This window comes from Rahnella sp. R3(2024) (assembly GCF_042920125.1).
In the GTDB taxonomy this organism is placed as follows: domain Bacteria; phylum Pseudomonadota; class Gammaproteobacteria; order Enterobacterales; family Enterobacteriaceae; genus Rahnella; species Rahnella rivi.
Genome location: NZ_JBHGBU010000001.1, coordinates 3,915,638 through 3,929,151, shown reverse-complemented (window position 1 = coordinate 3,929,151; position 13,514 = coordinate 3,915,638). Strand labels below are relative to the sequence as shown.

The 13,514-nt window shown below is 53.2% G+C and carries 13 protein-coding genes; all 13 read right to left on the bottom strand.

Annotation, left to right across the window (positions count from 1 at the left end; translation table 11 throughout):
- Positions 1-5: 5 nt before the first annotated feature.
- Complete coding sequence (locus ABSH60_RS17915; RefSeq protein ID WP_390975107.1) at positions 6-1,460, bottom strand: protein adenylyltransferase SelO family protein; 1,455 nt, start codon at positions 1,458-1,460, stop codon at positions 6-8.
- 140 nt (positions 1,461-1,600) lie between these two features.
- Positions 1,601-2,329: an EAL domain-containing protein gene (locus ABSH60_RS17910; RefSeq protein ID WP_390975105.1), complete on the bottom strand. Its 729-nt coding sequence runs from the start codon at positions 2,327-2,329 to the stop codon at positions 1,601-1,603.
- Between the two features lie 326 nt (positions 2,330-2,655).
- Entirely contained in the window at positions 2,656-3,669 is a 1,014-nt protein-coding gene (locus ABSH60_RS17905) for a lipoate--protein ligase (protein ID WP_390975103.1), read from the bottom strand.
- 83 nt (positions 3,670-3,752) lie between these two features.
- Positions 3,753-4,232, bottom strand: a complete 480-nt coding sequence (locus ABSH60_RS17900) for an NlpC/P60 family protein (protein ID WP_082465713.1) — start codon at positions 4,230-4,232, stop codon at positions 3,753-3,755.
- Positions 4,233-4,389: 157 nt separating this feature from the next.
- Positions 4,390-4,779, bottom strand: a complete 390-nt coding sequence (gene arnF / locus ABSH60_RS17895; RefSeq protein ID WP_122096220.1) for a 4-amino-4-deoxy-L-arabinose-phosphoundecaprenol flippase subunit ArnF — start codon at positions 4,777-4,779, stop codon at positions 4,390-4,392.
- On the bottom strand, positions 4,776-5,108 hold the full coding sequence (gene arnE, locus ABSH60_RS17890) for a 4-amino-4-deoxy-L-arabinose-phosphoundecaprenol flippase subunit ArnE (protein ID WP_390975100.1): 333 nt from the start codon (positions 5,106-5,108) through the stop codon (positions 4,776-4,778). Before arnE ends, arnF begins: the two co-directional genes overlap by 4 nt.
- On the bottom strand, positions 5,105-6,775 hold the full coding sequence (gene arnT / locus ABSH60_RS17885) for a lipid IV(A) 4-amino-4-deoxy-L-arabinosyltransferase (RefSeq protein WP_056773486.1): 1,671 nt from the start codon (positions 6,773-6,775) through the stop codon (positions 5,105-5,107). The genes arnE and arnT overlap by 4 nt, the downstream gene beginning before the upstream one ends.
- Positions 6,775-7,674 (bottom strand): 4-deoxy-4-formamido-L-arabinose-phosphoundecaprenol deformylase, encoded by a 900-nt coding sequence (gene arnD, locus ABSH60_RS17880; protein WP_056773482.1) that lies wholly within the window; start codon positions 7,672-7,674, stop codon positions 6,775-6,777. Before arnD ends, arnT begins: the two co-directional genes overlap by 1 nt.
- Positions 7,675-7,687: 13 nt before the next feature.
- The gene (gene arnA, locus ABSH60_RS17875) at positions 7,688-9,670 is read right to left on the bottom strand and encodes a bifunctional UDP-4-amino-4-deoxy-L-arabinose formyltransferase/UDP-glucuronic acid oxidase ArnA (protein ID WP_390975097.1); all 1,983 of its coding nucleotides are present in this window, start codon (positions 9,668-9,670) and stop codon (positions 7,688-7,690) included.
- The gene (gene arnC / locus ABSH60_RS17870) at positions 9,670-10,650 is read right to left on the bottom strand and encodes an undecaprenyl-phosphate 4-deoxy-4-formamido-L-arabinose transferase (RefSeq protein WP_056773473.1); all 981 of its coding nucleotides are present in this window, start codon (positions 10,648-10,650) and stop codon (positions 9,670-9,672) included. Before arnC ends, arnA begins: the two co-directional genes overlap by 1 nt.
- The gene (gene arnB, locus ABSH60_RS17865; RefSeq protein WP_122096216.1) at positions 10,650-11,792 is read right to left on the bottom strand and encodes a UDP-4-amino-4-deoxy-L-arabinose aminotransferase; all 1,143 of its coding nucleotides are present in this window, start codon (positions 11,790-11,792) and stop codon (positions 10,650-10,652) included. The genes arnC and arnB overlap by 1 nt, the downstream gene beginning before the upstream one ends.
- Before the next feature lie 332 nt (positions 11,793-12,124).
- Positions 12,125-12,910, bottom strand: a complete 786-nt coding sequence (gene btuD / locus ABSH60_RS17860; RefSeq protein ID WP_390975095.1) for a vitamin B12 ABC transporter ATP-binding protein BtuD — start codon at positions 12,908-12,910, stop codon at positions 12,125-12,127.
- Between the two features lie 30 nt (positions 12,911-12,940).
- On the bottom strand, positions 12,941-13,492 hold the full coding sequence (locus ABSH60_RS17855) for a glutathione peroxidase (protein WP_056773466.1): 552 nt from the start codon (positions 13,490-13,492) through the stop codon (positions 12,941-12,943).
- Positions 13,493-13,514: the final 22 nt, after the last annotated feature.

Here is a 13,514-nt window from a genome sequence, read left to right as displayed (position 1 = left end):
GCGGTTCAGCTTGAGCAGGAAATTTCCAGATGTTTGCCCCAGTCAGGCGGCAGTACGGTCAGATGATCGTACTGCGGATCGTCACCGTACGGATCCTGCAACGCCTGATGTAACTCCGTCAGTGCACTGATATCGTCCACTTCCGCCAGCTCAATGGCCTGCTGTGCCAGGTAATTACGCAGAATGATGCGCGGATTACTCAATTTCATTGCCTGCTGACGGGTGGCGTCGTCCACGCCCTCTTCCTGCAAACGCTGACGATAACTCTGGTACCACCTGTCAAACGCCGCGCGGTCAATAAACGCATCGCGCAGCGGCGACGTGGCCTGTTGCTGCTCAACCTGGCTGAGCAACCGGAAAGTTTGCGTGAAATCCCTGCCCTCTTTTTCCATCAGACTCAGCAACCCGGTGAGCAGATTGTTGTCCTGCTTATTCTCGGTAAAGAACCCAAGTTTTCCCCGCATCAGCGTGCCGTAGGCTTTCATCAGCGCTGGCTCATACCCGCTCAGCGCGGCCTGCAACTGTTCGGTGCTCATCAGCCCGGACAGCGTCTGCGCCAGCCGGTGAAGATTCCAGTACGCGACTGCCGGCTGATTATCGTAACTGTAACGCCCCTGATGATCCGAGTGATTACAGATGTAACCCGGCTGGTAATCGTCAAGAAAACCGTAGGGGCCATAATCCATCGTCAGCCCGAGAATCGACATATTGTCGGTGTTCATCACGCCGTGCGCGAACCCCACACTTTGCCACCGGGCAACCATTTCCGCCGTTCGCTTCACCACGTCGCTGAACCATTGCTGGTAGCGAATTGCCGCCACGGGCTCATTTTCTGACAGCTGCGGCCAGTGATGAGCAATGACATAGTCGGCCAGCATTTTTACCTGTTCAGGCTGTTTGCGGTAATAGAAATGCTCGAAGTGACCGAAGCGGATATGGCTTTCAGCTATGCGCATCAGCATTGCGCCGCGTTCAGGCTGCTCCCGAAATACTGGCTGATCGCTGGTGACGATCGTCAGCGCGCGCGTGGTCGGAATGGACAAATGGTGTAAGGCTTCGGAGGCCAGAAACTCACGGATGACGGAGCGCAACACTGCGCGGCCATCGCCCATGCGCGAATATGGCGTCAGCCCGGCGCCTTTCAGGTGCCAGTCAACACGTTTGCCGTCAGGCAATACCTGTTCACCCAGCAAAATACCCCGGCCATCGCCCAGCTGCCCCGCCCACTGACCAAACTGGTGGCCGCTGTAGACCTGCGCCAGCGGCAACATGCCGGGGAAAAATGTCTCACCGCACCAGAATTCGCGGTGGGCATCATCGAAGAGCGTTTCATCCAGCCCCAGATCCCGCGCGAGTGGTGCGCTGTGATACAAGAGCCGCGCGCCCTTGAGCGGCGTGGGTGGCAAGGCAGTGTAAAATCCGTCCAGTTGATCGGCATAATGGTGTTCGAATAGCGGCATAAATCCCCCTTTTCTTTAGTGTAGAGCCGCCCTGCCGGGATTAACACGGAGTAAACGCAGGGAGATTGGTGTCGTGCCATAAAAAATCCCGGCGCAGCAAGGCCTGGCCGGGATTGACTCATACTCATAAAGACGGACGATTAATGAAATTGGTCGGGCCTGATCAGCAGGCTGTCGAGTTGTTCCGGGTCTACGCCCGGCCACAACAAGCCTTTAAGGCCCTGAACGTCATTTTTACGTAAGGCATCAAAATAGTCCTGACTGTCCAGCCCATCCACCACAATGTTGCGGCAGAAACGGCTGACGTTTCTTAATAAAGAAGGCATAACGATGGTGAAATGCTCTCCCTCGTAAAGTTGCCAGAATAAGTTTTTATCCAGTTTGACCCATTTAAAAAGATGGTCGTAAACCGGTGTCATCGTGACGTTGCCTGAACCGAAATTATCCAGCCACAGCGTGAAATGTTGTTGCAGGGAGACCAGTTGCGGATTGTTCCGGCCTTGCGCAAGCTGCGGAAACGACTCGCTCAGATTCAGATGTACAAACGCATGGGCTTTAAAGGCATTTCGCAGAGGTTCATCCTCCAGCAGAATCGCCACCAGCCGCTCTTCAACACCGATATTTAAGATGACCTGGTTATCACTGAACCATTGTGCATGCTCAGTCGCCCAACGTTGCTGCTCATTGAGAAAACGTAACAGCTGGGCCTGTGACAGCAAATTCAGCACCAGTTCTGTCGGCATAGTTAACTTACTGTCTGTGCTGGAGAAGCGACAAATTAATTCAATCGCAAGCAATTTCCCCTGAACGGAATAAATTGGCTGACACAGGTAGCTGCTGTTAAAGGCCGTATCGAATTGTATTTTCATTATTTTCCAAAACTTCAACGGCACTGCGAGGTGATTACAGTCTTTCTTGTATCGCGGTCAGAGCAAAAAATCATGTAATCCCGAGGTATTACCGGAAAGTGAAAAATTGAATATCAAAAAATAGTTTAGGACTAATCTTATTTCCATTATGTATAACGTGCAACTCCGTCTATATGCGGATGACGTTTTATGTGCAGGGGATCGGAGATCCCCACATTTTCACTGGTCCGGAGGCGGAAAAATGTCAATTTCGCTAATGGTTATAGTGTCTTATAAGATATTGCGCAAGCTCAGGAGAGTGCGTGACGCCCCACTCTCCGGGCAGATTATTTAATGCATCTCACCAGCCAGGTATGAAGTTCCGCTAATTCTGAGCGGAAGGCCGGATACTGCTGAATAATTTTCTCGCACACCTCAGAGACATCCTGAGCGTTGTATCGCGTTCCGGTTAACTGCCCCGCCAGCGCCAGTAATGGGGCCGGATTCAGGCTGTCGGTGAAAATTTGCGCCCGGCTGATGTCACCCTTTTCCACGTCAAAGTGAATATCCACGCCGCCCCAGACAAAACGCTCATTCAGTTCATGGCTAAACGCAGGCGCTTTACCGAAATTCCACTCCCAACTGCTTTGCTTAGCGAACCGCTCAGGAAAACCCGGTAAGTCAGGGAAAACGTCCGGTGAGATGATTTCAGGTTCCACCCGTGCGCCGTACCATCCAAAGAAAGCCTCAGCCACGGCGGTGCTGATTTGCTGATGGTCAATGCCGGGAACAAATTCATTCAGATTTGCCACGCGTGAACGCACCGAGGTAATGCCTTTTGCCTGCAGCTTTTTCACATCAGGATTCAGGTAATTAGCCAGACGGCTGAGATCGGCATTGAGCAATAAGGTGCCGTGATGAAAACCGCGATCGACGGTTTCACGGTAGGCTGAACCGGAAATTTTGCGCTCGCCTTCAGGGGTCTGAACCACCAGATCGTTGCGGCCTGAGGCACTGGCATCAATACCCAGCGTTTTTAATGCGTTGAGAATGATGCCGGTAGAGACGCTTTTGTCATACTCCGGTTTACCGGCCATAAAAGTAAAACAGGTATTACCCAGATCGTGGAAAACCGCGCCGCCGCCGCTGCTGCGACGTGCCAGACGAATACCGTCTTCTTCCATCCGGCGGGTATTGCACTCTTTCCACGGGTTCTGCGCCTGCCCGATGACCACGGTTTCCGCATTGCGCCACAGAAACAGCACCCGTTGCGTGGTCATTTCACGAAAGATGCAGTCTTCTACAGCCAGATTGAACCAGGGGTCGTAAGAGTCGGAGAGTAATAATCTGAGAGGTGTCATCGCGTATTCATCCTGAAAAAGTCTGTTTTGATAATAACAGCAAAAATCAGGATGAAATACGCAGGGAATTCAGGGGGAATACGTCAGATGCGTCGCGCCTGCCAGTAGACCTTACGCCAGTAAACGTTATCGAGTGAAGAACGGGTGACGCCCTGGCTGGTGGATGCATGGATAAACTGGTCAGCGGTGTCGTAAATGCCGACGTGGAGTCCATTTTCACCGCTGCCGGTTTTGAAGAAAACCAGATCGCCGGGAAGCAGTTCATCGCGGGACACTTTAGTGCCAATTTTTGTCTGATCGGCGGTGGTGCGTGGCAGCACGACGCCGAAACGGTCGCGGTAGGTTCGGAAAACAAAACCGGAGCAATCGACGCCGCTCGGTTGTAATCCGCCATAACGGTACGGTGCGCCATGCCACTGGCTGAGCTGGTCGTTAAGCTCGGCAACCACGGTGATGGAATCGGCAAAGCGGCCACTTGGCGGCGGTGCGTGGCTGCTGCAGCCGTTAAGAATTAACGCGGCAACAGCCAGCAGGGAATACATGGATACGGACGACCAGCGCATAGTGCATTCCTTCTCGAATAGCGTCACGGCCAAGGCCGAAACGCGAGGATTTGCGCAGGCCGGATAAGTCGCCGTTATCTAAGAACTAATAGAATTTAGCGCTATTTTATCCGTCATCCAACCTTTAAATGATGATTTTTATCGTTGCCGGAGGGCATTAATGTGATTTTTTAGAGGGTTTGCTGTGAATGACCCACACGCCTGAGAGGATCAGTAACCCGCCGAGGGTCTTCGTCAGGCTGATGCTCTCATTGAACCACGGCAGCGCGACAGCGGCGATGTAGACCAGCGCATAACTCAGACTCAGCAACGTATAGGCGCGGTTGAGAGGTAAAACGCGTAACGCAAAGAACCAGCAGCCCATGGAAAGCACATAGCCGCACAGGCCAAAAAACACCGCCGTCAGCGCACTTAAGTGATTCTGTACAAACACAATTGTGATCTGTGAAAGTGAAATCCACGGGATCTGTACCATGCCCCACTTCATCAGTAATTGCGCCAGCGTCACTAACAGTACGCTGGCACCGCCCCACAGATAGCCTTTCATAAACTGACACTCATCAGCGCAATACCCGACATGATAAGCACGACGCCACACCAGTGTCGGGTATCCACGTATTCATGGAAGAACCAGCGGGCGCAAAGCGTGATCAGCACGAAGTTCAGGCTGAGCATCGGATACGCCAGGCTGAGAGGCAAAAGCTGTAAGACCCGCAGCCAGAGCAACATGCCAATCCCCAGCAATACCACCGCCAGCGCCAGCCAGCGCAGGACGAAACTCGCACCTTTGCCTGAAACCTGTGCGGCCTGCTTCTGACAAAGCTGGCCGGCACAGGTGATCACGCTGACCGCAAGCACCAGAAGGAATCCGGTCATGGCAGCTTTTTATAGAACAGCAGAGCCAGACGGTTCACTTGCACCGTATGATCCGCCGGTGGCAGTTTATCGGCAGAGACAATGTTGCTGTCGAGTTTGATAACCACTGAAATATTCCCCTCCTGCCGCGCTTTTTGTAACCATGCCGGGAATCCGGCGGCATCTACAAATTTATCCTGCGCATCAGGATAACTCAGGCCGTACTCCAGCTCTCCCCTTTCATCAAACATGATGATGTCACTGCGTTTAAGCATCCACGCCAAACCGGTCGCCACACCCACGTTATCTGCCAGAATGTAACGGCTCTGGTGAAGCAGCGCGCTGTTCTGATCCAGGAATGCCTGCGGCTGTTTGGAGTCGATCACTTTCTGCGGAATAGCCTGACCGATTAGCAATGCCAGCACCAGCGGGCAAATTGCCGCCCAGTACCAGCGTTTTTTCAGATCAGTCAGCGACATAGCACCGGCAAGCGCCCAGACTGCAAAGCACAAAATACCAATCAGCGCCCGGGGCAGTTCAGCACGGCCAAACACCGCTTTAACATGAACCGGCAATATTCCGGAGATCACCAGCACCGCCACGGCCATCAGCACGCCAAAGACGATGTTGATGATGCCGTTGGCTTTCAGCGCGCGCAATTTCCCTGACTGGCGGATCTGATCAAGGTGATCGGCCAGCAGCAACGCCAGCGGTGCAAAGCACGGTAAAATGTATGTCGGCAGCTTACCTTTGGCGATGCTGAAGAAAATCAGCGGCATCACAGCCCAGCTCAGCAGGAAGAACAGCTCAGGTCGCAGTACGCGTTTAGTCCAGCCATCGCGCAGTGCTCCCGGAAGTAGCCCCAGCCACGGCAGCGCGCCGAGGCAAAGCACCGGCAGGTAATACCAGAACGGGGCTTTGTGCTGTGCGTTCGATTCAGCAAAGCGTTGAACATGCTCGACCCAGAAGAAATAGCGCCAGTAGTCCGGTTCCTGACGTGCGACGGCCAGCACCCACGGCAGGCTCAGGGCGACAGCACTGACGATCGCCAGCGGCCCCCAGCCAAACAGGGTTTTGAAGCGTTTTTCGCGCCAGACAATCGGCAATACAGCAATGACCGGTAACGCCAGCGCCAGAAAACCTTTGGTCATGAAGCCCATGCCGCAAGCCAGCCCCAGCACAATCCAGCTCAACGCCTTTTGCGGCGTGCCCGAAACGCGCAGACAAAAGTAACTTGCGACCATCGCGGCGGTCATCCACAGGGTAATCATCGGATCCAGCACGCTGTAGGTGCCGATGCTGAACACCAGCGTGCAGGAAAGATAGATCAGCGTCGCGATGTACGCCGTCTGGCGGTTACGCCACATCAGGTTTGCCAGCCAGAACACCAGCAACGCGCTGAGCATGGTGCTGAACACGGAACCAAAGCGAACAGCAAAGTTGCTGTCGCCGAAGATCATCTGGCTGATATTGTTGAACCAGTAGCCAGCCACCGGTTTTTCAAAATACCGTAAACCCAGCAGATGTGGCACCACCCAGTCGCCGCGTTGCAGCATTTCCCGGCTGATCTCTGCATAACGGGTTTCATCGGGTTGCCACAACAGGCGGGTGTTAAGAGGAACAAGGTAAACCAGCGCGAAAAACACCAGAACCAGTGTACTCCACACGCTTTTATATGCTTTCGACATCAGGAAAAACCTTCTTGCTGACAACCTAACCAGCCTTCCCGTCCAGGGAAACTGGCGCGAACCACTTTGCCTTTCGGCAGCGAACTCAGATCCTGCGGGAGCAGATCACCCAGTGCGCAGAACTGGATCCCCTGCGCCGCTGCACGGGTTAATAACGCGTCAAACTGCGCAGCCAGAGACATTCCTTCCACTTCTGCGTGAATGGTGTAAACCGGCACGCCCTGATCCTCAGTGATGGCCCTGAGGATAAAGTCGTTGAAGTTATCGGCGTTTATGTCGCCACCGGCCACTTCATCGTAAGTCGGTAGCGTCACCGGAATTTGAACTGTCCCGAGGGTGCCGTTTTCCAGCACAGGAAGGAACGGGTATTTTCCGCGGCAATCACTGTTGTAATAGAAGTGGAAACGCTCTTTAACTTCGATCACCCGTTCGTCAGCACGCCAGCCTGCTACCGCTGAACATTCGACGTCATGACCGAGACTTTTTTCCAGTGCGTCCAGCCCCAGCTGAATTTGCTGCTCAAGCTGTGCTTCGGACCATTTCCCCACTTTGGCCTGCCAGCCCTGGTGATCCCAGGCGTGCAGCCCGACCTCATGCCCGCGTTTGGCCGTTTCTTTCATCAGATAACCCAAATCGCGCGCGATAGGTTTACCCGGCCACGCGGTACCGGCCAGCAAAATATCCCAGCCATAGAGTGACGCGGCATTGGAGCGCAGCATCTTCCACAGAAAGCGCGGTTTAAGCAGGCGCCACAAGTGACGCCCCATGTTATCCGGCCCGACGCTGAAGAAGAAACTGGCGGTAATTTTATGTTTTGCAAGCACTTGCAGAAGCTGAGGGACACCCTCGCGGGTGCCGCTCCAGGTATCTACATCAATGCGCAGACCCACTTTCTTCATGAATGGCACCGTTTCAGGAGTGATCCGCTTCCGGGTTTACGGAGCGCAGGAAGAAATCCAGGGTGTCGGCGACGGTTTTATCCATGCCCACTTCCGGTTTCCAGCTCAGCAGGCGACGGGCATTTTTAATGCTCGGCGTGCGGTGCTCAACGTCCTGATAGCCTTTGCCGTAATAGGTGCTGCTTTCCACCAGATTGAAACCGGCAAACGGCGGGAACTGTGCGCGCAACGGATGCGCTTCAAAGCTCGCCAGCAGCATTTCCGCCAGTTCACGAATACTCGCTTCGTTGGTCGGATTACCGATGTTGATGATCTGGCCGTCACACAGGTTGTCACGGTTTTCAATGATACGGAACAAGGCTTCAATGCCGTCGTTGATGTCGGTGAAACAGCGTTTTTGCTCGCCACCGTCAACCAGTTTGATCGGCGAACCTTCTACCAGATTGAGGATCAGCTGAGTGATTGCACGGGAGCTGCCGATACGCGCGGCATCGAGGTTATCCAGTCGCGGCCCCATCCAGTTAAACGGACGGAACAGCGTAAACTTCAGGCCTTCTTTGACGCCGTATGCCCAAATCACGCGGTCCAGCAACTGTTTGGATACTGAGTAAATCCAGCGCTGTTTGTTGATAGGCCCGACGATCAGACGCGAGTTATCCTCGTCAAATTCCTTGTCATCACACATGCCGTACACTTCAGACGTGGACGGGAAAATGATGCGTTTTTTGTATTTCACACAGTCACGAACGATTTTAAGGTTTTCCTCAAAATCGAGCTCGAACACGCGCAGCGGATTACGGGTGTATTCGATTGGCGTGGCGATGGCAACCAGCGGCAGCACAACGTCACATTTTTTGATGTGATATTCGATCCACTCGGAATGAATGCTGATATCGCCTTCAACAAAGTGGAAATGCGGATTGCCCATGAAGCGGCTGATAGCATCAGAACTGATGTCCAGACCGTAGATTTCGTAACGGTCTTCACGCAGCAAACGCTCGCTGAGGTGGTTACCGATAAAGCCGTTTACCCCCAGGATCAGCACGCGGGTACGGCGTTTCATCACCGCAGTAGGCAGCGTGGAGAGACGCATTTCCGGCATAATGCCCAGTTCCAGCGCCAGACGAGAACCCTGAACGTACAACCCGTTTTCACTCTGACCGGCCTGGATCTGCAACGCACCTTCGCCACAGGCGATGGTCAGTGGATCAGCGCAAAGGACGGTGCCCGGTTGTTTGTCGTGCTGAGTGTTCAACGGCAACGCGCGCCAAACCGTCAGTTTTCGTTGCCCGAGGAAAGTGAACGCGCCCGGATAAGGTTCGGTCACGGCGCGGATCAGGTTGTTAATCTCAGTGGCTGATTTATGCCAATGAATTTCACCGTCAGCCGCCGTACGGCGACCAAAGTAGCTCGCCTGCGCTTCATCTTGCGGCGTCAGGGTTATCTTGCCTGCTTTCATTTCTGGCAGTAAATCGGTCAGCAGTTCTTTCGCCGCTTCGCGTACTTTCGCGTGCAGCTTCAGTGCCGTGTCATCTGAGGCGATCGCCACTTTACGCTGGCCGACAATGTCACCGGCATCAGGGCGCTTCACCATTTTGTGCAGGGTGACGCCGGTTTCAGTTTCACCATTGAGCAGCGCCCAGTTTACCGGTGCGCGGCCACGGTAACGCGGCAGCAGTGAACCGTGCAGGTTAAAACCGCCCTGCGGCGCGAGAGATAAAATCTCTTCGCTGAGCATATTGCGATAGTAGAAAGAAAAAATCACATCAGGCTGCAAGGCGCGAATACGATCAATCCACAGCGGATGATTCACGTCTTCCGGCGCGTACACCGGCAGATTTAATTCGGCACCCTGACGGGCGACAGAGGAAAAGAATTGGTTTTCATTCGGTGCATCCGTATGGGTAAAGACCGCCTGAACGTCATAACCGGCATCAACCAGAGCCTGTAAACCAACGCAACCAATATCATGGTAGGCAAATACAATCGCTTTCATCACTCTTCTTCCTGACTGTTTTCTTCGGAACGAACGCCGACGACTTTTTGAACGAAATAACGGGGACGTGCGCGAACATCGTTGTAGATCCGCCCGATGTATTCACCGAGTAATCCCATGCCGACAAACTGCGCACCGATAAACATAAATAGCAAAGCAAAGAGGGTGAACACCCCGTCAGCAGCCCAGGCCGGGCCGTGAATCAACCGCATGAGGATCAGGAAAATCGCCAGCACGAAACCGAAGATGGCGATCGCACTGCCGACAACGCTAAGCATGCGCAGCGGCGTGGTGGTCAGGCAGGTGATCAGGTCATACATCAGGTTAATCAGCTTCATCAGGCTGTATTTGGAATCACCAAATTCGCGCTCAGAATGCTGCACCGGAATTTCCACAGTTTTCCGTGCAAAGGTGTTCGCCAGAATAGGAATAAAGGTACTGCGCTCGTGACAATGCAGCATCGCCTCAACAATGTGGCGACGGTAAGCCCGCAACATGCAGCCGTAGTCGCCCATCGATTTGCCGGTGGCGCGCTGAATCATCATGTTGATCATTTTGGACGCGGTTTTACGGAACCAGGAATCACGGCGGTTTGCCCTTACCGTGCCCACGACGTCATAACCCTCATCGGCTTTCGCCACCAGACGCGGGATTTCTTCCGGCGGGTTTTGTAGATCGGCATCAAGGGTGATGACCAGATCGCCGGTGACATGGCTAAATCCGGCCATGATCGCCGAGTGCTGCCCGTAATTGCGGTTGAGCAAAACCGCGATGATGTGGCTGTCAGGCTGCTCTGCGGCGGCGGCAAGCATGTCGCCGGAGCTGTCGGCGCTGCCGTCATCCACCAGGATAATTTCATATTGCTGCGTCAGTTGCTGACACGCTGCCTGAGTACGCGTCAATAACGCGGGCAGGCTTTCTTCTTCGTTGTAGACCGGGATAACCACCGAGACTTTACGAATAGGTTCATAATGCGCCACTACTGCGCCTCCAAAAGGGAAAAAAGAGCCGAGACGACACGATCAACGTCGCTGTCCTGCATATCAGGAAACAGCGGCAGGCTGCACAGACTGGCTGAGTTCCATTCACTGTTTGGCAGGCTAAGTTGCGGATAACGTTCGCGGTAATATTTTTGAGTGTGGGCAGCCCGGAAATGTAAACCGGTTCCGATGCCCTGCTCTTTCAGACGTTCCATCAGTGCATCACGGTTTATGCCACAACGTTTTTCATCTACGCGGATCATGAATAAATGCCAGGCATGAAGATGCGGATAATCCGGCACTTTCATTGGCAGATACGGCGAGCCTTGTAATTTATCGAGGTAACGTTGCGCCAGTTCGGCACGACGGGCGTTCATTTCACTCAGGCGTTTGAGCTGCACAACAGCAATGGAGGCATGAATGTCTGAAAGATTGTATTTGAAGCCAGGCTCGACCACTTCTGCCTGCGGTTTGCGCCCCTGAACCTGACGGTCAAACGCATCGACCGCCAGCCCGTGGAATTTCAGCGCACGCACTTTGGCGGCCAGTTCATCGTCGTCAGTAGCAACCAGGCCACCTTCGGCACAGGTCATGTTTTTGATCGCATGGAAGGAGAAAATTGCCGTTCCCTGCGCGCCAACCCAGCGATCGCGATAACGCGTACCGACGGCGTGAGCCGCATCTTCAATCACCGCAATACCATGCTGGTTTGCCACGGCGTATACAGGGTCGAGATCTAAAGGGGCACCGGCGTAATGCACAGGAATAATTGCTTTGGTTTTAGGCGTAATGGCGGCGGCAATAGCCTCTGCGCTGACCATCAGCGTATCCGGATCCACATCAATCATCACCGGCTCGGCTCCGAGCAAAACAATCATGTTCAGCGTCGACACCCAGGTCTGAGAAGGTGTAATCACTTCGTCGCCGGGGCCAATGCCCAGCGCCATCAATGTAACGTGCATTCCACCCGTTGCGGAGCTGACCGCAATGGCATGTTTACAACCAAAGGCAGCAGAAAAATCTTGTTCAAGCTGATGTGTCTGCGGGCCGGTCGTGATCCAACCTGAACGCAACACTTGCCCTACAGCCTCGATCTCTTCTTCGCCCATAGACGGACGGGAGAAAGGCAAAAAGTTTTCCATTTCACTATCCCAAAAGGTAATTAGCTCAACACGACTGTAGACTGTGTTTATTTAACCGTAAGTAAACACCGCCCTGAATTTTGGATCTTATGATGTCGGTTTAAGCTTAATTTAACCTTAAGGATTTGCCAGTTTTGTGAAGTTAAACAGAAGTTAAATAGGAAGGGGATAAATAGTATCGTCTATTACAAAATCAATAAAAACAATAACTTAAAATATATTAAGGATTTATTAAAAAAATGAACTTTATTAATAGAACCTCAGGCAGTGTTTTTTATGAACGATGAGAGTGTTTCGTGTTTAAAATAGGGTTCGTTAATATAATTAAACCGCTATTCATTTAACGAAAAAGGCGTCGCCGTGGTCATTATCCACTGACGTCCGGCAAGAGAATGTATCTGAAATTGGACGTTGTATACCTGAGAAAGCCTTTCAATCTGCATGACGTCAGCACATTCACCGGCAGCCACAACGTTTCCCGCCGACATCAGCCACACCTGACGGGCATAATGTAAGGTGTGATTGAGATCGTGATCGCTCATCACAACAGCGCGGCCTGAGGCGCAGAACTCCGTCAGCAATTGATCCAGCGCCTGCTGCTGTGCCACATCAAGGCTGTTCATCGGTTCATCCAGCAATAACATCAGCGAATCTGGATTCACTGTCGGCCAGACCTGCAACAACACGGCCGCCAGCCGTACCCGCTGCCATTCGCCGCCAGAAAGATGCGTGACCGGCTGCGCCAGTTTATCGCTCAGTTGTAAAGCGTCACAAAGACGCGCAATCGTCTTTTCAACGGCGGCAGGTTCAGCAAGGCGGGGCTGGTGCAAAGATAAGTATTGAAACACCGGCATCATGGACGCCGGGGTCAACTGCTGGCAAAGCCAGGCACGCAAACGCGCGAGCTGCAAGCCACCGAGATCGGCAACCCGCTGGCCGTTAAACCGCACATCGCCCGTCAGGGTGCCCTTTCCTTCAAATACCCCCGCCAGCCTTGCCAGTAAGGTACTTTTACCCGCGCCGTTCGGCCCGATAAGGTGAACGCGGCTGCCCGGCGCAATCTTCGCGCTGAATGCACGAAGGCGCCCTTCCACACTGATTTCACGACACTCCAGCATCCGCGTTCCCTGCCCTTCAACGTTAATGAATTACTTCGCCAGTGCGGCCTTGATCGCTTCCATCAGAATCGGATCTTCCGGTGCCATGTCAGGTGCGAATCGCTGGACGACAGTGCCGTCGCGGCCAATCAGGAATTTTTCGAAGTTCCACAGGATATTTTCAGGTTTCACCGGCTGACGCCCTTTACTCGCCAGACGCTCGTAGAAACCGCTGGCTTCAGGTTTGACCGCCTCAGGACGGGCAGCAATCAACGCGCTGTATAGCGGGTGACGGTTTTCGCCGTTGACGTCAATTTTGCTGAACATAGGGAATTTAACGCCAAACTGCGTGGTGCAGAACGTTTTGATTTCATCTTCTGTACCCGGTTCCTGCGCGCCAAATTCGTTGCAAGGGAACCCGAGGACTTCAAAACCCTGGTCATGCCAGGCCTGATAAATATTTTCCAGACCTTCGTATTGCTTGGTCAGGCCGCATTGTGACGCCACATTGACCACCAGCAACACCGAACCTTTGTAATCGCCAAGCGTTTTGGTTTCGCCATCAATGGTTTTCAGGGAGATATCAAAAATGTCATTACTCATCGCTTTTTATCCTGATAGGTAG

Bases quoted from the DNA above. Each gene is read 5' to 3' on its own strand.
- ABSH60_RS17915 (WP_390975107.1), bottom strand. From the start codon at position 1,460: ATGCCGCTATTCGAACACCATTATGCCGATCAACTGGACGGATTTTAC.
- ABSH60_RS17910 (WP_390975105.1), bottom strand. From the start codon at position 2,329: ATGAAAATACAATTCGATACGGCCTTTAACAGCAGCTACCTGTGTCAG.
- ABSH60_RS17905 (WP_390975103.1), bottom strand. From the start codon at position 3,669: ATGACACCTCTCAGATTATTACTCTCCGACTCTTACGACCCCTGGTTC.
- ABSH60_RS17900 (WP_082465713.1), bottom strand. From the start codon at position 4,232: ATGCGCTGGTCGTCCGTATCCATGTATTCCCTGCTGGCTGTTGCCGCG.
- arnF (WP_122096220.1), bottom strand. From the start codon at position 4,779: ATGAAAGGCTATCTGTGGGGCGGTGCCAGCGTACTGTTAGTGACGCTG.
- arnE (WP_390975100.1), bottom strand. From the start codon at position 5,108: ATGACCGGATTCCTTCTGGTGCTTGCGGTCAGCGTGATCACCTGTGCC.
- arnT (WP_056773486.1), bottom strand. From the start codon at position 6,775: ATGTCGAAAGCATATAAAAGCGTGTGGAGTACACTGGTTCTGGTGTTT.
- arnD (WP_056773482.1), bottom strand. From the start codon at position 7,674: ATGAAGAAAGTGGGTCTGCGCATTGATGTAGATACCTGGAGCGGCACC.
- arnA (WP_390975097.1), bottom strand. From the start codon at position 9,670: ATGAAAGCGATTGTATTTGCCTACCATGATATTGGTTGCGTTGGTTTA.
- arnB (WP_122096216.1), bottom strand. From the start codon at position 11,792: ATGGAAAACTTTTTGCCTTTCTCCCGTCCGTCTATGGGCGAAGAAGAG.
- btuD (WP_390975095.1), bottom strand. From the start codon at position 12,910: ATGCTGGAGTGTCGTGAAATCAGTGTGGAAGGGCGCCTTCGTGCATTC.
- ABSH60_RS17855 (WP_056773466.1), bottom strand. From the start codon at position 13,492: ATGAGTAATGACATTTTTGATATCTCCCTGAAAACCATTGATGGCGAA.